Origin of the sequence: Micromonospora sp. CA-259024, assembly GCF_050936255.1 — a bacterium.
Taxonomy (GTDB): domain Bacteria; phylum Actinomycetota; class Actinomycetes; order Mycobacteriales; family Micromonosporaceae; genus Micromonospora.
Genome location: NZ_JBNJND010000001.1, coordinates 2,778,895 through 2,798,804, shown reverse-complemented (window position 1 = coordinate 2,798,804; position 19,910 = coordinate 2,778,895). Strand labels below are relative to the sequence as shown.

16 protein-coding genes and 1 pseudogene are annotated in these 19,910 nt (G+C 70.6%); 11 read left to right on the top strand and 6 right to left on the bottom strand.

Annotated elements, in window-relative coordinates:
* The first annotated feature begins 51 nt into the window (after nucleotides 1–51).
* The 9 genes from ACQEUX_RS12075 to ACQEUX_RS12035 are packed head-to-tail and all read left to right on the top strand — an operon-like array spanning nucleotide 52 to nucleotide 14,540.
* The gene (locus ACQEUX_RS12075) at nucleotides 52–2,232 is read left to right on the top strand and encodes a TOMM precursor leader peptide-binding protein (protein ID WP_433045719.1); all 2,181 of its coding nucleotides are present in this window, start codon (nucleotides 52–54) and stop codon (nucleotides 2,230–2,232) included.
* Complete coding sequence (locus ACQEUX_RS12070) at nucleotides 2,222–4,138, top strand: TOMM precursor leader peptide-binding protein (RefSeq protein ID WP_433045716.1); 1,917 nt, start codon at nucleotides 2,222–2,224, stop codon at nucleotides 4,136–4,138. The genes ACQEUX_RS12075 and ACQEUX_RS12070 overlap by 11 nt, the downstream gene beginning before the upstream one ends.
* Nucleotides 4,139–4,173: 35 nt before the next feature.
* Nucleotides 4,174–5,754, top strand: coding sequence for a nitroreductase family protein (locus ACQEUX_RS12065; protein WP_433045713.1), 1,581 nt, complete (start codon nucleotides 4,174–4,176; stop codon nucleotides 5,752–5,754).
* Nucleotides 5,755–5,779: 25 nt separating this feature from the next.
* A complete protein-coding gene (locus ACQEUX_RS12060; protein ID WP_433045710.1) occupies nucleotides 5,780–8,563 on the top strand; it encodes a lantibiotic dehydratase in 2,784 nt (927 codons plus the stop codon).
* The gene (locus ACQEUX_RS12055) at nucleotides 8,560–9,618 is read left to right on the top strand and encodes a lantibiotic dehydratase C-terminal domain-containing protein (RefSeq protein WP_433045707.1); all 1,059 of its coding nucleotides are present in this window, start codon (nucleotides 8,560–8,562) and stop codon (nucleotides 9,616–9,618) included. The genes ACQEUX_RS12060 and ACQEUX_RS12055 overlap by 4 nt, the downstream gene beginning before the upstream one ends.
* Nucleotides 9,615–10,853 carry a hypothetical protein gene (locus ACQEUX_RS12050; protein ID WP_433045705.1) on the top strand — a complete coding sequence of 413 codons (1,239 nt, stop codon included), beginning with the start codon at nucleotides 9,615–9,617 and terminating at the stop codon, nucleotides 10,851–10,853. The genes ACQEUX_RS12055 and ACQEUX_RS12050 overlap by 4 nt, the downstream gene beginning before the upstream one ends.
* Nucleotides 10,850–11,818, top strand: a complete 969-nt coding sequence (locus ACQEUX_RS12045; RefSeq protein WP_433045702.1) for an ABC transporter ATP-binding protein — start codon at nucleotides 10,850–10,852, stop codon at nucleotides 11,816–11,818. The genes ACQEUX_RS12050 and ACQEUX_RS12045 overlap by 4 nt, the downstream gene beginning before the upstream one ends.
* Nucleotides 11,815–12,570: an ABC transporter permease gene (locus ACQEUX_RS12040; RefSeq protein WP_433045699.1), complete on the top strand. Its 756-nt coding sequence runs from the start codon at nucleotides 11,815–11,817 to the stop codon at nucleotides 12,568–12,570. Before ACQEUX_RS12045 ends, ACQEUX_RS12040 begins: the two co-directional genes overlap by 4 nt.
* Entirely contained in the window at nucleotides 12,567–14,540 is a 1,974-nt protein-coding gene (locus ACQEUX_RS12035) for a TOMM precursor leader peptide-binding protein (RefSeq protein ID WP_433045696.1), read from the top strand. The genes ACQEUX_RS12040 and ACQEUX_RS12035 overlap by 4 nt, the downstream gene beginning before the upstream one ends.
* Nucleotides 14,541–14,727: 187 nt before the next feature.
* Here the strand turns inward: ACQEUX_RS12035 and ACQEUX_RS12030 are convergent, their stop codons facing one another.
* From ACQEUX_RS12030 to ACQEUX_RS12015, 4 genes are all read right to left on the bottom strand, one after another.
* Nucleotides 14,728–14,916: a thiazolylpeptide-type bacteriocin gene (locus ACQEUX_RS12030; protein WP_396787085.1), complete on the bottom strand. Its 189-nt coding sequence runs from the start codon at nucleotides 14,914–14,916 to the stop codon at nucleotides 14,728–14,730.
* A 134-nt stretch (nucleotides 14,917–15,050) separates the two neighbouring features.
* Entirely contained in the window at nucleotides 15,051–15,572 is a 522-nt protein-coding gene (locus tag ACQEUX_RS12025) for a hypothetical protein (RefSeq protein WP_433045692.1), read from the bottom strand.
* Between the two features lie 633 nt (nucleotides 15,573–16,205).
* Nucleotides 16,206–16,352, bottom strand: coding sequence for a hypothetical protein (locus ACQEUX_RS12020; protein WP_433045689.1), 147 nt, complete (start codon nucleotides 16,350–16,352; stop codon nucleotides 16,206–16,208).
* Nucleotides 16,353–16,779: 427 nt separating this feature from the next.
* On the bottom strand, nucleotides 16,780–16,938 hold the full coding sequence (locus ACQEUX_RS12015; protein ID WP_433045686.1) for a hypothetical protein: 159 nt from the start codon (nucleotides 16,936–16,938) through the stop codon (nucleotides 16,780–16,782).
* Nucleotides 16,939–17,364: 426 nt separating this feature from the next.
* Here ACQEUX_RS12015 and ACQEUX_RS12010 point away from each other — a divergent pair, with 426 nt between their 5' ends.
* A complete protein-coding gene (locus ACQEUX_RS12010) occupies nucleotides 17,365–17,673 on the top strand; it encodes a hypothetical protein (protein ID WP_433050011.1) in 309 nt (102 codons plus the stop codon).
* Nucleotides 17,674–17,969: 296 nt separating this feature from the next.
* On the opposite strand, the pseudogene ACQEUX_RS12005 reads toward ACQEUX_RS12010, so the two are convergent.
* Nucleotides 17,970–18,056, bottom strand: a pseudogene (locus ACQEUX_RS12005) (hypothetical protein); the annotation flags it as partial.
* 32 nt (nucleotides 18,057–18,088) lie between these two features.
* A complete protein-coding gene (locus tag ACQEUX_RS12000) occupies nucleotides 18,089–18,442 on the bottom strand; it encodes a hypothetical protein (protein WP_433045683.1) in 354 nt (117 codons plus the stop codon).
* A 137-nt stretch (nucleotides 18,443–18,579) separates the two neighbouring features.
* On the opposite strand from ACQEUX_RS12000, the gene ACQEUX_RS11995 reads away from it, so the two are divergent.
* Nucleotides 18,580–19,785 carry a DUF418 domain-containing protein gene (locus ACQEUX_RS11995; protein ID WP_433045680.1) on the top strand — a complete coding sequence of 402 codons (1,206 nt, stop codon included), beginning with the start codon at nucleotides 18,580–18,582 and terminating at the stop codon, nucleotides 19,783–19,785.
* The last annotated feature ends 125 nt before the right edge of the window (nucleotides 19,786–19,910 follow it).

The window sequence follows — 19,910 nt, the reverse complement described above, 5'->3', positions numbered from 1 at the left end:
CCCCGTCCCGACGGCGTCTGCCGTCATCCACAAGAACAGAGGTGCTTCCGCATGGCCGCAGCGACCTTCGACGACATCGCCCAGACCCGGCCGCGCATCCGCCGGGACGTCCTCTACACCCAGACGCCGGACGGCGTCCTGTTCCACAACTCCCTCGGCGGCTTCCAGTTGAGCGGCCGGAGCGCGTACCGGCTGGCCACCCTGATCGTCCCCTACCTCACCGGCGACCACCAGGTGGCGGACCTCGGCGCGGCGCTCGGCGCGGAGCAGCGGGCCATGGTCGCCAACCTGGTCGGGACGCTGTACGAGCGTGGCTTCGCCCGCGACGTGCCGCTGGCAACCCTGGCCACCGGCGAGGGACAGGCGGCGGTCGCCGGGCGGTTCGCGCCACAGATCGCGTACGTGGATCACTACGCCGACGGCGCGGATGCCCGGTTCATGACGTTCCGCGATGCCCGGGTGGCGGTTTTGGGTGACGACCTGGTGGCACGCTGGTGTGTCCTGAGTCTGGTGCGCAACGGGTCGGCGGGCATCGGCATCATGCCGAGCCTGGACCACCCCGACAACCGGTTCGCCGAGGTGCGGGCCGAGGCGCGGGTGCTCACCGACGAGGGCTGCCCGGTCGACATCGAGGTCGTCGCGGCCGCCGGCCCCCGCTACACCTGGGAGGAACTCGCAGCGTACGACGTCGTCGTCGTGACCGGCGGGTCCGCCGGTGCCCGACAGACGCTGGACCTGCTGAGCGAGCGGGTGCCGGCCGGGCGTCACCTGCTCACCGCGTGGACATTCGGCAGGCGCGCTGTGATCGGCCCGCACATGACGGCCGGCAGCACCGGCTGCTGGCTGTGCGCCGCACTGCGCCTCGCCGCCAACGGCGACCCGGCGGCCGCCGCCGACCTGTGGCAGGGCGTGTCCCTTGCCACGGCCCGCCGGGACGCCGCAGTGGGCCGGCCGCTCGCCGCGATGATCGGGAACCTCCTCGGGTACGAGGTGTTCCGGACCCTGACCGGCGCCCTGCCGGCGGAGACGACCGGCAGGGTCATCATCCAGGACCTCGAGTCGCTCGACGTGGTCGCCGAGCCGCTGCTGCCGCACCCGGCCTGCGGGTTCTGCTCCGGCGACGCGGTGCTCGACGAGCCGGTCACGACGGACCTCGCCATTCCGCAGACCCGGGTCGTCGAGGCACAGGTCGAGGCGTCGGAGCTGCTGGCCGAACTGACCAGCCGCGAGGTGCTGATCCAGCCGAACGTCGGCGTCTTCGCCGAGTTCAGCGACGAGCCGTGGACCCAGACTCCGCTGAAGGTGAGCACCCTGCGGTTCTCGCCCGGCCCCGGGCGTACCCGAGAGGTGGCGACGTTCGACCTGCACACCCTGGCCGGCGCCCGGCTCGCAGCCCTGCGGACGGCCGCGGTCAGCTACGTGGACCATGGTGTCCCCCTGCCCGCCGAACAGGCCGCGCCGGCCCGGACGGTGTCGGTCGCCGAAATCGTCACGTGCAGTGGCACGGCATCCGCGACCGGGCCGGTCGTGACGGCGACGTCGCTGCTCACGAAGGAGGAGATCGGAGTGCCGGCCGCCGCGGTCCGGCCGTTCGGTGAGCACAACGCGGACCGGCCGGTCATCGCCACCTCGGCGGGCGGCGGGGCGGGGACATCCCCCGCCGAGGCCGCCGCGCGGGGCCTGCTGTCGGTCGTCGCGTACACCCGAATCATCGACGCGGTCCGTGGCCACGCCGAGGTGGCGCCGGCGCGGCTGTCCGACGTCGAGAACCCGGAGACCGTCTTCCTGCGCCGGTCCGCGGCGAACGCCGGGTTGGATGTCACCGTGCTGAACCTGCGCGGCGGACGGTTCGGCACCTCGCCGGTGGCAATCGCCTACGCGACCGACCCACGGACCGGCGGCGTCCTCTGGACAGCCGGGAGTGAGCTGACCTGGAACGCCGCCGTGGTGACCGCCGTGCGAGACCTGCTCGGCCGGGCGCAGCTGGGCCGGGAGCGTGGTGCCGATGTCGACCCGGGAGACGATCTCGTCGCCGACTTCGACCCGGCCGTGCTCGCGGTGACCGGCGTCCCGGCCGACATTCCGGACGTGACGTGGGACGACCTGCTCGACGGGGTCCGCAACGCGGGCGGCGACGTGTTGCTGATCCGCACCACACCGCCTGACCTACTTGCCGGCGGCCTGCACACGGTCCGGATCGTGTTGACCGGCGGATCCCCCCATGCGGCCTGATCTCGTCGGCTCCCCGGAGCACTGGGCGCGGGACTGCGCCGAGCTCGAGGAGTTGCTGCGGAGGCGACTCAGCGGGGACCTGACGGTTTCGGTCGTGCCGCTCGGCGTACGGGATGAACTGGCCGTGTCGGACGGCCCGGAAGCGTCGTCCGTGACCGTGCACCTGTACGGGCAGTACGCCCTCGTTGGGCCCTTCCGGGAGGACGCCGCCCACCCGGCATGCCCCCGGTGCCTCGCCCGGCGGTGGCAGGCGGTTCGGCAGCGCTCGCTGCGCGACGCGCTGGAGCTGGGCGGCCCGACCCGGCAGGCCGGACCGTCACCATTCCGGTCAGACTTCAGCGGCGATGCCATCGCGGCACTCGTCGACGCGCATGCCGACCGCGCGGCCGGCCCGACGACGGACCGGGACGGGTACGCCTCGGTGTACGTGGTCGACCTCGCCGTGCTGGCGGTGCGCCGCTTCCCGGTGGTGCCGGACGCCGAGTGCCCGTCCTGCGGCCGCAGCGTGCCGGACACACCGGAGGCCGCGCGCCCGCCCATCGGGACCACCCGCAAGTCAGCGCCCGACTCGTTTCGGCTGCGGTCCGTCGCCGACTATCCGTTCACTGTGGAGGCGTTCGCGAACCCGGTGTGTGGGCCGGTCGGTCCCATGGTCGCCTACGACCCGCTGTCACCCTCCACGTCGGCGGTCAGCGGCGGATTCCTGCTGCGTTCGGGCAGCTACCTGCGGGAGACCTACTGGGGTGGGCACGCCGACAGCTACGCCCGCAGCGCCCGGATCGGCGTCCTGGAAGGGCTAGAACGGATCGCTGGCATGCGCGCCAAGGCCAAACGGACCGTGGTGTCGGCGTCGTACGACGAACTCGGCGACGCGGCGGTCGACCCGCGGGTCTGCGGTCTCTACTCCGACGCGTTCTACGCGGCGAACCCCCGGGTGACCCCGTTCGCGCCGGATCGGTCGATCCCGTGGGTCTGGGGTCACTCGTTGCGGGACGACCGGCCGGTGCTGGTGCCGGAGATTCTGGCCTACTACCACGCGCCGGGGCTGGAGAACCGGTTCGTGCAGGAGAGTTCGAACGGCTGCGCGTCGGGTGGCAGCGCCGAGGAGGCGATCTACCACGGCCTGATGGAGGTCGTCGAGCGCGACGCGTTCCTGCTCTCCTGGTACGGCCGGGTCACGCTGCCGGAGATCGACCCGCAGACGAGTGCCCGCGCCGAGACCCGCTGGATGGTCGACCGACTGGAGATGTGCGGATACCGGGCGCGGTTCTTCGACGCCCGGATCTCCTTCGGCATCCCGGTCGTCGTCGGGGTGGCGACCCGCATCGGCGGTGGCCTGGGCGCCATCTGCTTCGGGGCCGGCGCGAGCCTCGACCCGGAGACGGCGATGGCGGCGGCCCTCTGCGAGATCGCCACCGATTCGGTCAACCTGCGCAGCCGGACAGAGCGGGACGAGGAGCGGTACCGGGCGATGGTCGCCGACTTCGCCAACGTCCAGGCGCTGCACGACCACCCGCTCGTCTACGGCCTGCCCGAGATGGCCGAGCATGGGGGGTTCTTCGTGGCCGCTCGGGAGTCCCGGGCCATGGCTGAGGTCTACCCGGCCGCCGGCCGCACCGAGTTGCTCTCCGACGACCTCGCCGTGGACCTGCGGCGCTGCGTGGACGACGTCACCGCGCAGGGTTTCGACGTGGTGGTGGTCGACCAGACGCTGCCCGAGCAGCGGGACCTGGGCCTGCACACGGTGAGCGTCCTGGCGCCGGGGCTCCTGCCGATCGACTTCGGCTGGACCCGGCAGCGGGCGCCGCACATGCCGCGTATGCGCGCCGCACTGGCCGCCGCCGGCCTGCGGGATCACGACCTGGAGGTCGCGGACCTGCACCTCGTCCCGCATCCGTTCCCGTGAGTGCGCGAGCCACCACGCGACAGACAAGGACCGACATGGGTTACGCATATGACTACGCGACCGCCATCATGCACCGCGGTCGTGTCCTGATGGAGCCGAAGGATTTTGTCCCGAACTGGCCCGACCAGCCGCGCAAGGGGAAGTACTTCCCCGGCGTCGAGACCTTCCCCCTGTACGACGGGAGCCCACCCGGGGACGCCACCGTCCAGGACGGGCTCGACGGCGCGGGACAGGACGCGGCACAACCCTTCGACCTGCCGTTCCTCGGCGCGATGCTGCACGATTCGTACGGGCTGGTCGGCCGTCGCCTCGGCGTCCAGGCCAACACCGACCTGCGTGCGCTGCCGACCTACACCACGGCGAACTGGAACCGTGGCACCGCGTCGGGCGGCGGCCTCTACCCGGTGAGCGTCTACTGGGTCTGCGGGCCGAGTGGCCCGATGCCGCCGGGTGTCTACCACTACTCGACGAAGCACCACGCGATGCAGCGTCTGCTCACCGGCGACGTGACGCCGGTCGTCCGCGAGGCGCTCGGTGCCCGCGCCGGCCAGGACGACGACCAGTTCCTTGTGCTCAGCGTCAAATACTGGCAGAACGCCTTCAAGTACAACAGCTTCTCGTTCCACGCGGTCACGATGGACATCGGCACGATCGTCCAGACCTGGCGGCTGTGGGCCGGTGCCCGCGGTCGCGTGGTGGATCCGGAGCTCTGGTTCGACGAGCCACGGATCGCCGATCTGCTGGGCGTGGCGAACGAGGAGGAGGGCATCTTCGCCGTCGTTCCGCTCGCCTGGGGCTCGGCGGGACGGCCCGGCAGGCCGACGGGGCGGGTGTCGGTCCGCCACCGCGACCAGGAGCGGTCGCGGACCGTCCTGACCTTCGACACGATGACCAAGATCCACGCAGGGACGGTGCAGGACGCGACCGTGGCGCCCGCACCCGGGCAACTGGTGGCTGCTGCGGCTCATCCGCCGCAGTCGGGCCGCGCGCGGGTCGAGCTGCCGCGCCCGCTCGCGCTCGACATCCCAGTTCGCACCGCGCTGCGCCGTCGGCGCAGCAGCTTCGGCCGCTTCGACGCGAAGGTGCCACTGACCGCGCAGCAGCTCGGCACGGGGCTGGCGGCGAGCGCCCGTACACCCTTCACCGACGCCGCGAGCGGCGCCGGAGCGGCCCGGCTGACAAAGCTCTATGCCTTCGTCAACCACGTCGACGGCGTGCCCCCGGGCGTGTACGAGTACGACCCGGACGGACATGCCTTGTACCTGGTCAAGGCGGGTCGGCCCGGGCCATTCCTACAGCGGAACTACTTCCTGTCCAACTACAACCTTGAGCAGGCGGGTGTGGTGATCGTGCCGACCGTGCGTACGACCGCGGTGCTCGATGCCGTCGGGGATCGCGGCTACCGCCTGGTCAACGCCACGATCGGCGCCGTCGCGCAGAACTTCTACACCGCCGCGTCGGCGCTGGACGTCGGCGCCGGCGTGGCCCTCGGCTTCGACAACATCTCCTTCATCGAGGAGCTCGACCTCGGCGTCACTGGCGAGGCGCCCCTGCTGATCATGCTGCTCGGGCACGAACGGGCCCGGCCCGCGGACTTTCGCTATGACATCGCCTGATCAAACGAGTCGAACGGAGTCCGTGATGACCCTGACCACCGAGCCCGATCTCCCACCGGCAGCTACCGCCGGCAGACCGGCGGAAACCCGCTGGACCCTGCAACCCCGCCTGATGGCCCGGGTCGCGGGCCTGCCCCTGGTCACCGTCGGCGCTCTTCGCTGCCCGGACAGCTGCCGCTGGGCCGAGGAGATGCTGCACGAGGAGGAGTCGCTGGCCGAGACGGCGAGCCACCTCAGCGACCTGCTCCACGGCATGGTCAACGACAATGACGACGACCACGTCCGCCGGCAGCTGCTGCGGCTGCGCCGACAGGTGTTCAACAACCGGCTGCCCCAGGACGCGACCGCCGCCGTGACCCTGGTGGCCGGGCGAAACGGCGACACCGCCGAGCGCCTCATCAGCTGGCTGGCAGCCCGACGCAGGCTGGACGACCTGCGCGCCGAAGGCGGACGGATCGTCGGCATGGAGGTGTCCGGCACGACCGCGCGGTTGCGCCAGCTGGCCGCCGAGGACCGGCTGCGCCGAGGTGTGCTGCTCGCCTCGCCGTCGTTGGATTCGCAGCTCGACGCGTTCATCGAGGGCGGCGCCGACCGACCCGGAAAGAGAGAGCGGCGGATCACCCGCTCGGTGCTGTCCTACCTGTACCGGACCGCGTGCAAGCCGAGCCCGTTCAGCACGTTCACCGCGGTCGGGGTGGGGCGGCTCGCGGAGGCCGCCGACGCCGGGCACCGCGTCACCACCGCCGACGACTGGTCCAGCCATCCCCGGCTGAACGTGGTTGTGCTGGGTCGGCTCGCCGAACTCGTCCTGGCAGACCCGCAGCGTCGCGCGGACCTGCCGGTCCAGGCAGCCACCGGATGGCGCAACGACGAAGACCGCGTACGGTTCGTCCGCCGGTGGGTCACCATGGGTGACGACAACGCCGCGGTGACCTTCGACGCAGCCTCCGACCGGCTCTACTTCCTGCAGCGTACGGGCGTTCTCGAACGCATGCTGCGGATGATGGAACGCACCCCGGGCGTGTCGTTCGGTCAGCTCACCGAGTGGCTCGGGGCCACCGAGCGGGCGACCGCCGACGAGTGCGACCGGTACCTCGCCGCGCTCCTGCAACTCGGCATGCTGCAGTTCCCGTGCCTGCAGACGGACGTGCACAGCCGTGACCCGCTGCGCGGTTTCCAGGAGGCCCTGCGGGCGATCGAGCGCCCCTGGGCGGATGAGCTGGCCGACGGGCTCGTCGCTCCGATCTCGTATGTCGACCGGTACGCGCTCGCGGGCCACGCCGAACGCCGGGAGCTGCTCGGGCGGCTACGCGCCAGCCTGCACGAGCTGCAGACGAGCCTCGGTGACGAGGGCGCGACGCTGCCCCGGACCCTGCTGTACGAGGACGTCCGGGCCGGCGTCGAGGAGCTGGTGCTCGACCGGCAGGCGTGGTCCGGGCTGCTCGCGGACTCGCTGCGGTCGGTGGAACGGATCCTGCCAGCCTTCGACGTGACCCTGCCCCAGCGCATCACGTTCACCGGGTACTTCCTGGCGCGGTACGGCCGCGGCGGGCTGTGCGATGACCTGTTGAAGTTGGTGCACGACTTCCACGAGGACTTCTTCGACCAGTACCTGACGTTCAACGGGCGCCCGAAGGCGTTCGAGGACGGCGAGTACGTCCCCGAGGTGAACTGGCTGCGATTGCCCGGCATCAAGGCCCTCGACGACGCCCGCCGCGAGCTGATCGTCCGGATGCGCGCGGTCTGGGCCGGAGCCGGGGACGCGGGGGAGGAGGTCCGGCTCGACGAGGAGACGGTCGACGCCGTCGCCGCGCACCTGACCCCGGTGACCACACGTTTCGCCCCGCAGAGCCACTTCGTCCAGCTCGCGGACCGGCCCGGTGATCCGGTCGCGGTCCTGAACCAGTCGTACGGTGGCTTGTTCTTCCCGTTCAGCCGCTTCACGCACTGCTTCGACGCGCCGCCGGACGAGCTGGAGCCGGACGGGCTGGCGCAACAGCTGCTGCGGCAGGCGGGGGAGATCGAACCGGACGGCGCGGTCCTCGCGGAGATCACCGGTGGCGCGGTGGTCACCAACCTCAACCTGCACGGGCGGCTGACCCGTTACCAGATCGTCTGTCCGGGCGAGACCAGCTCCGTGCCGGCCGAGGACCAGCTCCACCTCGACGATCTCTACCTGGAGCACGACGTGGCCGAGGCGCGCCTGGTGCTGCGGTCACGCCGGCTGGGCCGTGAGGTCATCCCGGTCTACCTCGGCTACCTGGTGCCGCTGGCGCTTCCGGAGATCCCCCGGACCCTGCTGCTGCTGTCACCGTCGTCGCTGGCCCCGGTGAACCTGTGGGGCGGAGTGCCCGAAGGGGAGCCGCGCGACGGGGTGCGGTACCGGCCGCGGGTGCGCCATCGCAACCTGGTGTTGAGCCGTCGGGCCTGGACGGTCGCCGGCACAGACCTGCCTCGGCTGTCGCCGCAGGTCGCCGACGAGGACTGGTTCCTGGCGTGGCAGCGCTGGCGGCGGGCGCACGGCCTGCCGGACCGCACGTTCGCCACGGTCACCGAGACCTCCGGGGACGGCCGATCGCGCAGCGGTAAGCCGCAGTACGTGGACTTCGCCAGTTACCTCTCCCTGTACGCCCTCGACGGACTGCTGCAGAGCCCGGGAGCGCGGGTGGTGTTCCGGGAGATGCTCCCCGACGAGGACGCGCTGCACGTGCGGTCGAGCCGCGGTGAGCACGTCGCCGAGCTGGCCGTCGAGACCCTCCGTTCCCCTTCGATCCTTCCCCCCGCGATGCGACAGGACGGGCAGCCATGACGCAGACCCTCATCGACCCCGCGACGGACGTGACCACCGGCGAGTGGCAGGCCATCCACATCTACTACGCGGCCAACCCGCAGCCGCTGCTCGTGCAGTGCGTGCGTCCGCTGATCGGCGGACTCCAGGCCGACGGGCTGATCGCCGGCCACTTCTTCATCAACTACTGGCTTGAGGGGCCGCACGTACGGCTGCGGCTCAAGCCGGTGACGGTGGCAGCCACCGCCGAGGTGAAGCGGCGAGCGGAGGCGGCCATCACCGAGTACCTGCGGGTCCGGCCGGCGCTGTACCAGGTGGACGCCGGGTTCCTGGAGGACTTCTACAACTCCCTGTTCGACATGGAGTTCTCCGCCGACGAGAAATCCAACTACCTGCGTGGCGATGGCCGGATGAACCTGCGGGAGAACAACACCTACAGCTACGAGCCGTACGAGCCGGAGTACGGCAAGTACGGCGGCGAGGCCGGGATCGAGCTCGCGGAGTGGCACTTCGCGCACTCGAGCGAGATGGTCGTCGACGCCATCCGCACGAAGAACCTGCACCTGCGTACCGTGCTGCTCGGCACGTCGGCGCAGCTGATGATGGTGATGTCGGCGTGTTTCCTGCCGGACACCGGCGGCCTCGTCGACTATCTGGACAGGTACCACCAGTTCTGGCGCACCGCGTTCCCGGACACCAACTACGCGGGCGACGACGAGTACCAGCAGCAGTACGCCGCGATGGGTGCCGAGATCGGCCGGCGTTTCGCCGAGATCCGGCACTCGCTGCGGGCCACCGGGGGTCGAGACCTGCCCGGGCTGCTGCGCGGCTGGGCCGAACACTGCCTTGAGCTGCGCCGCCGGGCGGCCGGTCTGGCCGAGCGCGGGCAGCTCGTGTTCCGTTCCTGGGACGACACCCGCGACGAGATCCCCACCGACCCGCAGGTCGCACTGCCGCTGCTGCTGTCGCCGTACATGCACATGACGAACAACCGGCTGCACGTCACGATCACCGATGAGGCGTACCTGTCGTACATGCTGGGCCGGGCGCTGCGCGAGCATGGCGAGGGGGCATGACCACCGCCGTCGCCGCCGGGCCGGCGGTGCGCGCCGACATCCAGATCAGCGGGCGCTACCTGCGTGACGGCACGTCGGTCCACCTGGTCCGGGATCCCGCCGATGGGAAGACGTTCGAGATCGGAGTGAAGGAGCACTTCGTCCTCGTTCGGCTCGACGGGGTGACGTCGCGCGAGGAGATCGTTGCGGCGTACGGCCGGCAGTTTGGTCGGTCCCTCGGCCCGGCCGCGTGGCAGCAGCTCCTCGGGCTGCTGGCCGCCCGGGGCCTCATCAAGGGGTGCCCGGTGCCGGCAGCCGACCCGCCGCCGGCGGCAGCCCGGCGCAAGCTCCTCGGCGGCTCGCTACGGCTGGTCAGTGACGCCACGGCCACCACGGCCAGCCTGCACCGCCTCTTCGGGTTCACGTTCCGCGGCTGGTTCCTCGTCCCCGCGCTCGCCGCGATCCTGCTGATGCTCGCCGGTGTGGTGTGGCACGGGCCGGCCCTGGTCGCCGACACCGCCAGGGTGCTCGACAACCCGTTCGCGCTGATGGCGGTCGCCACCGCGCTGTGGGTCACCATGGGCCTGCACGAACTCGGGCACGGCGTGGTGGCGCACCATTTCGGCGGTACGGTCGGTGAGATCGGGATCCGCTGGCAGCTGCCCATGGTCGTCATGTACTGCCGGATCGACGACTACCTGTTCCTGCGGACCCGCCGTCAGCAGGTGACGACCGCGTCGGCCGGCATCCTGGTGAACCTGCTGTTGCTGCTGCCGGTGCTGCCGGCCTGGCTGCTGCTGCCGGAACGGGAACCGGCCCGAGCGCTGCTCGGCGGGTTCATGGTGCTGGGGCTCGCCCAGGCCGCGCTGTTCCTGCTGCCGCTGCCGCCGATGGACGGCTACAAGATGCTCGCTCACTCACTGGGCATGCTGCGCTACGCGAGTGGCAGCCGGCGCTTCGTCGGCCGGGCGCTGGCCGCTCTGGCCGGCCGCGGACCGGGTCTGGCGGGATACCACCGGGCCGCCCGGATCGCCTATTCCGGGTACGCCCTGGGCTCGGCCGCCCTGGTCGTGAGCATCGTGACGATCGTCGCGCTGGTCGCGGAACGTGTTGCTACCGCCCACTTCGGGCCCGTCGCCGGGGCCATCTCGGCCGGGCTCGCCGTACTGATCGGGATGTTCTTCGTGGTGCCCCGCACGTCGTTCACGGGGACCCGCAAGCCGGCCGACGGCCGGAGAGGAGAGGTCCAGAAATGACCACGACGCACGGCATCGAACTTTCGACACTGAGCAGTGAGGAACCCATCGTGGAGGCAGTCGCCGAGTCGGCCGTCGTGTTGGACGGCGTCCGGAAGCGGTACGGCGACGTGCAGGCCGTCGACGGCATCTCGCTGACCATCCGACGCGGCGAGTTCTTCGGCATCCTCGGCCCCAACGGCGCCGGCAAGACGACCTTGATCGAGATCATGGAGGGCCTGCGCCAGGCGGACGCCGGCACGATCCAGGTGCTCGGGATGCCCCCGTGGCCCCGCAACGTGGCACTGCTGCCCCGCCTCGGGTTGCAGACGCAGAAGAGCGCGTTCTTCGCCCGGCTGACGGCCCGCGAGCACCTTGCGACGGTGGCCGCCCTGTACGGACTGCCGGCCACGGCGGCCGGTCCCGCACTGAAGCTGGTCGGGTTGACCGGGGAGGCGGACAAGCGGGTCGGAGTTCTCTCCGGCGGTCAGCGGCAGCGGCTCGCCATCGCCGGCGCTCTCATCCACGAACCGGAACTCGTCTTCCTCGACGAGCCCACCGCGGCGCTCGACACGCAGTCTCGCCGCGACCTGTGGCAGGTGCTGCGCGACCTGAAGGCGCAGGGCCGCACGATCGTCTACACCACCCACCATCTCGACGAGGCCGAGGCGCTCTGCGACCGCGTCGCCATCGTCGTCGCCGGCTCCGTCATCGCGCTCGACACCCCGCACCGGCTCGTCGGCGCGGCGCACGTACCCACCCGCGTCATGGTGCCGGTCGGCCAGATCTCCACCGACCAGGCCGGGACTCTTCCCGGCGTCATCCGGGTCACCGTCGAGGGGGGCTCCGTGGTTCTGGAGACCACCGCGGCCGGTGCCACCCTGGCGGCCGTCGGCGACCTCATCGGCCTCGACGAGGTGCAGACCCGCACCGCCACCCTCGAGGACGTCTACCTGGAACTCACTGGATCGGAGACGCGCTCATGACCGCATTCGCCGCGCTGAGCACGGCCAACTACAGGGCATCAGTACGCGACAAGACCACCGTGTTCTTCACGTTCGCTTTCCCGCTGCTCTTCCTGGTGGTCTTCGGCCTGATCTTTGCGGGACAAGAGGTGGAAGGCTCCGGGCGAAGCTACATCGACTACATCGCACCCGGCGTGCTCTCCTGGGGCGTCGGCAACGCCGCCCTCTTCGGCATCGCGTTCACGCTCATGCAGTGGCGCAACGACGACATCCTGCGCCTGATCCGGATGACGCCCACACCGCTGACCACGGTGCTCGCCTCGCGCTACACGGGCGCACTGGTGATCGGCCTGGTGCAGGCGGTGCTCTTCGTCGGCGTGGCCCTGCTGCCGGTGTTCGGCCTCACCCTCGCCGGCAGTTGGCCGCTCGCCCTGCCTGTGCTGCTGCTCGGCGTCACGGCGTTCCTGTCCATGGGCGTCGTCGTCGGATCCCGCGCCAACACCCCCGAGGCCGTCGCCGCCATCGCCAACTCGATCATGGTGCCGATGGCATTCCTGTCGGGCTCCTTCCTGCCGATCGATCTCATGCCCGCGTGGCTGCAGAACATCTCCCGAGCTCTGCCGCTGCGCTACATGAACGACGGCATCTCGACCGCCCTCACCGGCAGCGGCGACCTCGCGACCATCGGCCTGAGCAGCGCGGCCCTGGCCGGGTTCACCCTCGTCTTCGGCTTCCTCGCGGTGCGGACCTTTCGCTGGAGCAACAACTCGTGAGCACGACGACGCGAGCCGACACTCGACCCATCCCGATGGAGTTCGCCCGGCTGACCCTGCAGCAAGCGCTCACCGACCGGTTCCGACGCGACGTCGGGGACGCCCCGCACGGTCCCGGACCGGCGGTGCAGACCGTCGGCGCGGTCGACGTGTTCGGTGCGCCCGCCACCCGGCTCGCGCCCGTACGCGGTGCCGCGGACGTGCATCTCACCGCCCAGGCCGTGCTCATCGGCCCGTGGGGCGGCGTCTCGGACGCCCAGGCCTGCGGCCAGTGCCTCGCGATGCGGTGGCAGCGGTTGCGGACCAGATCCGAACGGGAGGCCCTCGAACACGGCCAGACGGTCATCCCGGCCGGCACCTGGCCGGTCGTCCCGGACTACGTCGTGGACGCCGTCTGGTCGGTGTACCAGGCGGCAGTCCTCGGCCGGTCCGGGGTCGTCGGTCGGCGGGCCGCCGGAGGCTGGCACGCGACCGCGGACCTCAGCCTGCCGCAGGTCACCCGGATCGACCTCCAGACGCTGCACGTGCTGACGTTCCCGCTGCTCACCGATCCGCTCTGCCCCAACTGCGCGCCGATCGAAGAGGCCACCCCGCACCTGGCCACCCTCGACCTGGTGTCCCGCCCCAAGCCGGACCCGGGCAGCTACCGGCTCACCTCGACAACGTCATACCCGCTGGCCACCGGGGCGATGGCCAACCCGGTCTGCGGCAGCCTGGGCGCCGGCACCTGGCTCGACGTCACCTCGCCCACCACCTCGGCGGTCACCGGCAGCGTCTTCATCCGCGGGTACGCCGGGCTCGTCAACTTCAGCTGGAGCGGGCAGGCCAACTCCTTCCGCACCAGCAAGGACCTCGCGTATCTGGAGGGGCTCGAACGATACGCCGGCACCCACCAGCGGCGCCGGGCCGAGCCGGTCGTCGCCGCGTACACCGACCTCGGGGACACCGCGCTCGACCCGCGCGGCTGCGGGGAGTACTCGGCGCAGACGTACCGGACCGATCCGCTGGTCGCGCCGTTCGCCCCGGACCGACCGATACCGTGGGTGTGGGGCTACTCCCTTCGCGACGACCGGCCCGTGCTCGTGCCGGCCCGCCTCACGTACTACGCCTCCGGGCAGGCCGCCGACAACTTCGTCTACGAGTCCTCCAACGGCTGCGCGATCGGCAGCTGCCTGGAGGAGGCGATCCTCTTCGGTCTGCTCGAACTCATCGAGCGCGACGCGTTCCTCCTCGGCTGGTACGGCAACCTGGCGCTCACCGAGATCGACCTCGGCTCGTGCCGCAGCCCCGCCGTCCGCGCCATGGTGGACCGGGCGGCCTTCCGCGGCTACGAGGTGCACGCCTTCGACAGCCGCGTCGACCTGGCCGTACCCGTCGTCACCGGCCTCGCGGTCCGCCGGGACGGCGGCGCGGGCGCCCTCGCCTTCGCCGCCGGCGCCAGCCTCAATCCGGAGACGGCCGTCGAGGGCGCGCTGTCGGAGGTGCTCACCTACATTCCCCATCTGTCCCGGCAGGTCGACGAGCGCTGGGACGAACTCGACGCCATGGCGGACGACTACAACCTCTGCGCCAACCTGGGCGACCACCCCCAACTGTTCGGCCTGCCGCGGATGACCGAGCACGCCCGCAGCTACCTCGAACCGGTCGGCCGCTGCTCGATCCAGGACATCCGTCCCCCGGGCGACCCGGACTCCCGGGACCTCCTGCTCGACCTCCGTACCTGCCAGCGCGAACTGGAACGTGCCGGCTACGACGTGATCGTGGTCGACCAGACCACCCCGGAACAGCGCCGCATGGGCCTGCACACGGTGTCCACGATCGTCCCCGGCCTGTTGCCGATCGACTTCGGTTGGACCAGGCAACGGGCCCTGCAGATGCCTCGGCTGCGCTCCGCGCCCCGGCGGGCCGGCCTGCACACCAACGACCTGGCCGATCACGACCTACGGACGGTCCCGCACCCGTTCCCCTGAACTCCCCGTACGACGCGTGGCGCCCCGCCGGTCCCTTTCCGGCGGGGCGCCACGCTGTTCGTGTCACCCCCCGGTCCCGGTCCTGCTGCCGCCGTGGCGACACGCCGAACAGCCCCCTTGGACGGTCTTCGTCCGAGAGGGCTGTTCGGGAGTGGCCAGGGTCTTCGGGCGGCTGATCGAGGGAGGATCAGGCGGAGCAGGAGGTGGTGCTGGTGGTGCTGGAGCAGGTACTGGTGGAGCTCGTGCTGCACGAGGCGGCCACGGCCAGCAGGACGCCGCTCGCGTCCGAGTAGTCCGAGATCTCGAAGGTCTCCGACTCGAGCTCGAGGATCTCGTTCGCCAGGTCGGCCAGGTTGGTCTTGTCGTCGATGTTCATTGCTACTCCTCAGCGATGTCTGGGCCGTCCGTCTCGGTCCGGCCCGCCTTGGTGACTGAAACCATTCCATCGCGTGCCGATAGCCGATCGACCTACGTCTCGCTGTCACTCCACTGACATCACAGGTCACCGGCTCAGCCGAGCCAGACTGGCCCCCAGGCCAGGTCCTGCGGGCCGAGCAGCGCATCGGCTGCGATCCGGATCCCCAGGACCCGCCGGCCGGAGGTGCCGAAGACGGTGGCGTGGATGTCGTGTAGCAGGCGCCGGACGTCGCCCGGGGACAGGGCGCTGATCAGGGAGGCGGTCTCCGGCGCGCTCGGAGCGGCTGTTCGGGGAGTACCGGGGAGCAGGAGATCTCGGGTTCGGGCCGCAGTGAGGGCGTAGTCGATCGCCTCCTCAGTCTGCTGGCCCCAGGCTGCCGCTACGACGGCACTGGACGACCGGCGTACGACTGCGGCGAGCCGCAGAGGCCCGCTGAACTGCGGAATATGGCGGGTGACGACGTCGAAGTTGGTGTCAGGTAGGGAGTGCCGCCGGGTATCCCGGCTGTACGCGGTCAGCAGGGTGAGCGAGCCGTCGAGGAGCCACGTCCACTCTGTCGCGCCCGAGGCGCCGGCCACCGCGCGGCCGGATGTCGGGACCGCGTCCGAAGACATCGACCGCAAGCAGTCCAGTATCGCGTGCTGCAGCGCCAGGTCTCCCCGAGCCGCCCAGCCCAGCCCGCAGTGGGGCTGTGCGGGGTCGGACGTCCGCACCGCAGCTGCGGAGAATCGCGTCGAATCGTGTGCCGCGAGTGGTTCGGGAGCAAGCATTCCGGCCCACGGCGCCAGTATCGCTAAGGCGTCACCCGGTTCTTCGCTGGCCGTCGGCATCAATTCGAGATCCGTCAAGCTCCGAATTCCGGTCCAGCGGGTCCGCCCCTCACCGAGTAGTACGAGGAGTGTCGTGACCCGATGCTCGGGGTCCACGACCGCCGCGGTGCTGCCGTCGGCCCCGTCCACGGATCGGACGGCGTCGCGCACCGCGGCCTCGACCGATCCGGCAGTCCAAGGCTTGCTGCTCACCGAACCGGTCGGGATCCCCGCCCGCCGCCAGAGCGCGGTGCGCTCGGTCAGCAGATCGTGCAGCTGCGGGCGTTCTGAACGCGGTCCGACGACGATCAGTCCCGCGATGGGGGTGACCGGTACTTCTTCGGTCATCGGTCCACTGCCTTCCATTGGCGTTCATCGGCGGGCCGATCCCATGACTGCGCCGCCAAGGCCGGCAGGGGCGAGTATTGGTCGCTGCGGTCAGTCCCAGGCCGTCGAGTTGCCGCTCTCCACGACAGCGATAGCGGGAGCGACTGGGTTCGCCCGGGCGGCGGCATTCGCGGCGGCCGGAAGGAGAATTACGGCGGTGACTGCCAGCGCGCTCGCGAACAGAGCGTTCTTCTTCATTCTATTCCCCAGATTCCTGGATTCGTCCGTCCGGCCGTTCCGCCCGGAACGCCTTAACTTTGCGGTTAGGTCAAGGCAGATGAATAGACGGAACAAGCTGCCTGGCACGTTGTTGCCGGATGTCTACGCGTTCGGTGTCCGGCGCGTGTTCCGCGAGGTGCGGCTTACGACCAGCGGTACCGCCCTTCCTGCCGACGATCACCGACCCGCTGGACCGGGTCACCACCCAGGGCCCCGGCAAAGTCGCGGCATGTCCCGGCGCCTACCGCGGCGAAGATTGACCAGAACGGCAGGGCCGGACATGTGCCGGCCCTGCCCGCCCCCAGCCGGGCCTCGCCGGCAGTTCGCCCCTGGTTGAGGTCAGGCGGGCGGGTCGAGCCGGGTGGGCGACCACCTCGTCCCACCCGGCTCGATCACCGACGGCCGGTCAGGCGGCAGCGTCGACGAGCCGGCCGACCGTCTCTTCGGGAGACGGCATTCCGCCGATCTCGCTGGCCAGCGTGTCGGCGTAGGCCCGCACCTGCTCGTCGGCCAGGAGCGCTTCCGCCTGGCTGAACACCACCTCGGCGCTGAACTCGCCCGGCATCACCCTGCCGGCCAGCCCCGATGTCCGCCACGGTCCGCGCTGAGCAGCGGACGGCGAGTTGGCCCAGCTCGGCGCCGGCCCTGATCCCCCTGGCCATCGATGGGCGGATGGTGGGGCCGAACCTCCACGTGACCGGTCACAGTCCCAGCCATGGTCATGATCGTTGCCACCGTCACAGTCATGACCATCCGTACGATCATGGCCGCTAGCACGGCATGCTCGGAATCTCCGGCAGGTTGATCCCCGGCTGGCCACCCGCGTGGCACCCGTCCTGGCCGCAGTCCTGACCACCGCCGTCAGCGCGGCCCGCGGACGTCATAGCGCATCAGAGGCCGGAATGGCACGATCTAGGTCGTCGGCGTCCCCTGGATCCTGATCTTCCAGCAGGACTACGACGTTGCGGCATCCCTTCCATTGAGGAGCACCATGGTTCGCAGACGTGCAGCAACGCTTCTGGCCTCACTCACCCTGGCGACCGGCACCCTCCTGGCAGTTGGTGTCACACCGGCGTCAGCAGCCGGCAGCTGCTCTGAGTGGTGGGACGCCAACACCTACGGTGTCACCTGCAGCGGATACGCCAGCGGCGCGCAGGTGCGCGCGACGGCCCGGTGTGCCAACGAAACTCTCGCCACCGGGCAGTGGAAGAACGCCGCGACCGGAGGTTGGTCGTACGCCTACTGCGCGGGTAGAGGCGGCCTGCACGCCAGCGGCAGCATGGCCCCCGACTTCCGGTAGAAGAAACAGCGTGGCCCACGAGGCCGATGCCTCACAACCAACGGCTCGTGGAGTTTGACGTACAGCTCGGAGACCTGCCCGACCACGACCGGCGGGCAGGTCTCCACCGGGGGCAGTGGGGATCCGAGCCCGATCCGACTCGCCGTGCTCTCTCGCAGCTCACCGCAGAAGAACGGCGCACTTGTCGCGGCTGTTCCAGCGCATGACGCCGGTGTGACCCGTTGCCACGTCGTCAACCTTGAGCAGGTCCTCGTCGGTGCGTTGCTTGTCCACACTTGCCGCCCGGTGTAGCGGGGGTTGGTGAGGGTGACGCGGATGGCGCTCTCGGACCAGGCGATGCCGTCGCGGTGCCGGTTGCGGGCGCGGTCGTACGCAGAGGGCAAGTAACTGCTGGCGGTCTGGTGATCAGGAGTGCTCAGTAGTCGGCTTCACGGAGAGGGTTGCCGGGCAGGGGTTCGCGTCTCTGAGCCGCGACGACGCCGCGGTCGACGTCGTCCTGCTCCGGCGCGGCATCGAGGTCCTGCCACCCGATCAGCGTGACCAGCGCGCATCCGGTCTCATCCCGGCGCTCACCGTCACCGGCATCGGGAGAGCCCAACGGCGGCTGCGAGACCAGGGCGTGCCGATCACCATGCCGCTCCCGTACGGCCTCGACGGCCTTGTCGCGCCCGATCAGTCCGCCGTGCGGGCCGGTGACAGAGGTGCCGGCAGATTGGTTCGAGTCCGGGTCGATGGCGGTGCCTACAACTCCTCGCCCTGGAACGGGCATGCAGCTACCTTGCGAGAGTCCGGTGGGGCCTACCCTACCGGCGGTCTTCCCGCTCACTGGCTGTCATCTGGACAGGCCGCTTCCTAGGGTCACAGGAGAGTCATCGAAGACGATCCCTGTCCGTTCCGGAGGTGGTCATGAATCCTTCCATCGAAGACCCGCCCGTCGGGAATCGAGCGTCGTCCGGGACGATCTCCCGGATCGTCGACGTTGACGCTTTGCGGGCCGTGGCGCTGCTTCTCATCCTGGTCGTCAACATCGCCTTCTTCGCCTCCGGCTATTCCTTCCAGCTGATTGCGGATCCCGCACACGACTCGTGGGGCGACCAGGCGGTCCGGTGGCTGGTCGAGTTTCTCCTCGCGATGAAGGCATACCTGCTCTTCTCCTTTCTGTTCGGCTACAGCTTCACGCTCCAGCTCGATTCCGCCGCGCGGCGCGGCGTCGACTTCGCCCCACGGTTCCGACGACGGCTGGCCGGGCTCTTCGTGCTCGGCATCCTGCACGCGGTGCTGCTGTTCCAGGGCGACATCCTGACCACGTACGCATTGCTCGGTCTGGTCCTGCTCGCCATGCGGCGAGTCAGCGTCGGGACCGCGCTGCGCACCGCTGTACTGGTGACCGGCGGGATCGGCTTCGTCCTCGCGCTCGCCGCCACGGGCGGGACCCAGCTGGTCACCGATCCGGCGACGGCACTCGCGGCGGGGCAGCGGTCCACCGAGGCACTACAGGGCGGGCTCGGCTCCGTGATCACCGAGCACGTACGCCAGCTGCCGGCGATGTCCGGCGCACTCCTCGTGCAGGGGCCGCTCGCCCTCTCGGCTTTCCTCTTCGGTTACGCGGCCGGGCGGCGCCGGCTACTCACCAACGTCGTCGAGAACCGGCAGCTCCTGCGCCGGGCGCAGCAGCTGGGCTATCCGGTCGGCCTGGCCGGCGCGATGATCTTCGCTTCGGGCGGGGGCACCGCCAACCTGACCGGGCTGACGGCGGGCGTGCTCACCGCGCCGCTGCTCGCGGCCGCGTACGCCGCCACCCTGCTCCAGTTCTTCCAGACCGACCGGGGGCGGCGGGTTGTCGCCGTACTCGCGCCGGCCGGCCGGATGTCCCTGTCGAACTACCTGGGTCAGTCGCTGCTCTGCGTGCTGGTCTTCACCGGCGTCGGGCTGGGCCTCGCCGGTGCCGTCGCACCCCCGGTCGTCATACTCATCGCGGTCGCGATCTACTGCGTGCAGCTCGCCGTCAGCGCGGCGTGGATGGCCCGGTTCCGGTACGGACCAATGGAGTGGCTGTTGCGGGCCTGGACCGAGCAGCGGTGGCCACGACTGCGGGCCGCGGACCCGGCATGACGGGTCCCGGTGGGCGCATGCCACCCCGGTCCCGGTCCCGGTCCCGGCTCCGCCCGGTATCCGCTGGCCACCGCCCATTTGCCAGACCGTCCGCCGGGTCCCGCCGACCAGCGGAAACCCCGCGT

Bases quoted from the DNA above. Each gene is read 5' to 3' on its own strand.
- ACQEUX_RS12075 (WP_433045719.1), top strand. From the start codon at position 52: ATGGCCGCAGCGACCTTCGACGACATCGCCCAGACCCGGCCGCGCATC.
- ACQEUX_RS12070 (WP_433045716.1), top strand. From the start codon at position 2,222: ATGCGGCCTGATCTCGTCGGCTCCCCGGAGCACTGGGCGCGGGACTGC.
- ACQEUX_RS12065 (WP_433045713.1), top strand. From the start codon at position 4,174: ATGGGTTACGCATATGACTACGCGACCGCCATCATGCACCGCGGTCGT.
- ACQEUX_RS12060 (WP_433045710.1), top strand. From the start codon at position 5,780: ATGACCCTGACCACCGAGCCCGATCTCCCACCGGCAGCTACCGCCGGC.
- ACQEUX_RS12055 (WP_433045707.1), top strand. From the start codon at position 8,560: ATGACGCAGACCCTCATCGACCCCGCGACGGACGTGACCACCGGCGAG.
- ACQEUX_RS12050 (WP_433045705.1), top strand. From the start codon at position 9,615: ATGACCACCGCCGTCGCCGCCGGGCCGGCGGTGCGCGCCGACATCCAG.
- ACQEUX_RS12045 (WP_433045702.1), top strand. From the start codon at position 10,850: ATGACCACGACGCACGGCATCGAACTTTCGACACTGAGCAGTGAGGAA.
- ACQEUX_RS12040 (WP_433045699.1), top strand. From the start codon at position 11,815: ATGACCGCATTCGCCGCGCTGAGCACGGCCAACTACAGGGCATCAGTA.
- ACQEUX_RS12030 (WP_396787085.1), bottom strand. From the start codon at position 14,916: ATGAACATCGACGACAAGACCAACCTGGCCGACCTGGCGAACGAGATC.
- ACQEUX_RS12025 (WP_433045692.1), bottom strand. From the start codon at position 15,572: ATGTCTTCGGACGCGGTCCCGACATCCGGCCGCGCGGTGGCCGGCGCC.
- ACQEUX_RS12020 (WP_433045689.1), bottom strand. From the start codon at position 16,352: ATGAAGAAGAACGCTCTGTTCGCGAGCGCGCTGGCAGTCACCGCCGTA.
- ACQEUX_RS12015 (WP_433045686.1), bottom strand. From the start codon at position 16,938: ATGCCGGGCGAGTTCAGCGCCGAGGTGGTGTTCAGCCAGGCGGAAGCG.
- ACQEUX_RS12010 (WP_433050011.1), top strand. From the start codon at position 17,365: ATGGTTCGCAGACGTGCAGCAACGCTTCTGGCCTCACTCACCCTGGCG.
- ACQEUX_RS12000 (WP_433045683.1), bottom strand. From the start codon at position 18,442: ATGCCCGTTCCAGGGCGAGGAGTTGTAGGCACCGCCATCGACCCGGAC.
- ACQEUX_RS11995 (WP_433045680.1), top strand. From the start codon at position 18,580: ATGAATCCTTCCATCGAAGACCCGCCCGTCGGGAATCGAGCGTCGTCC.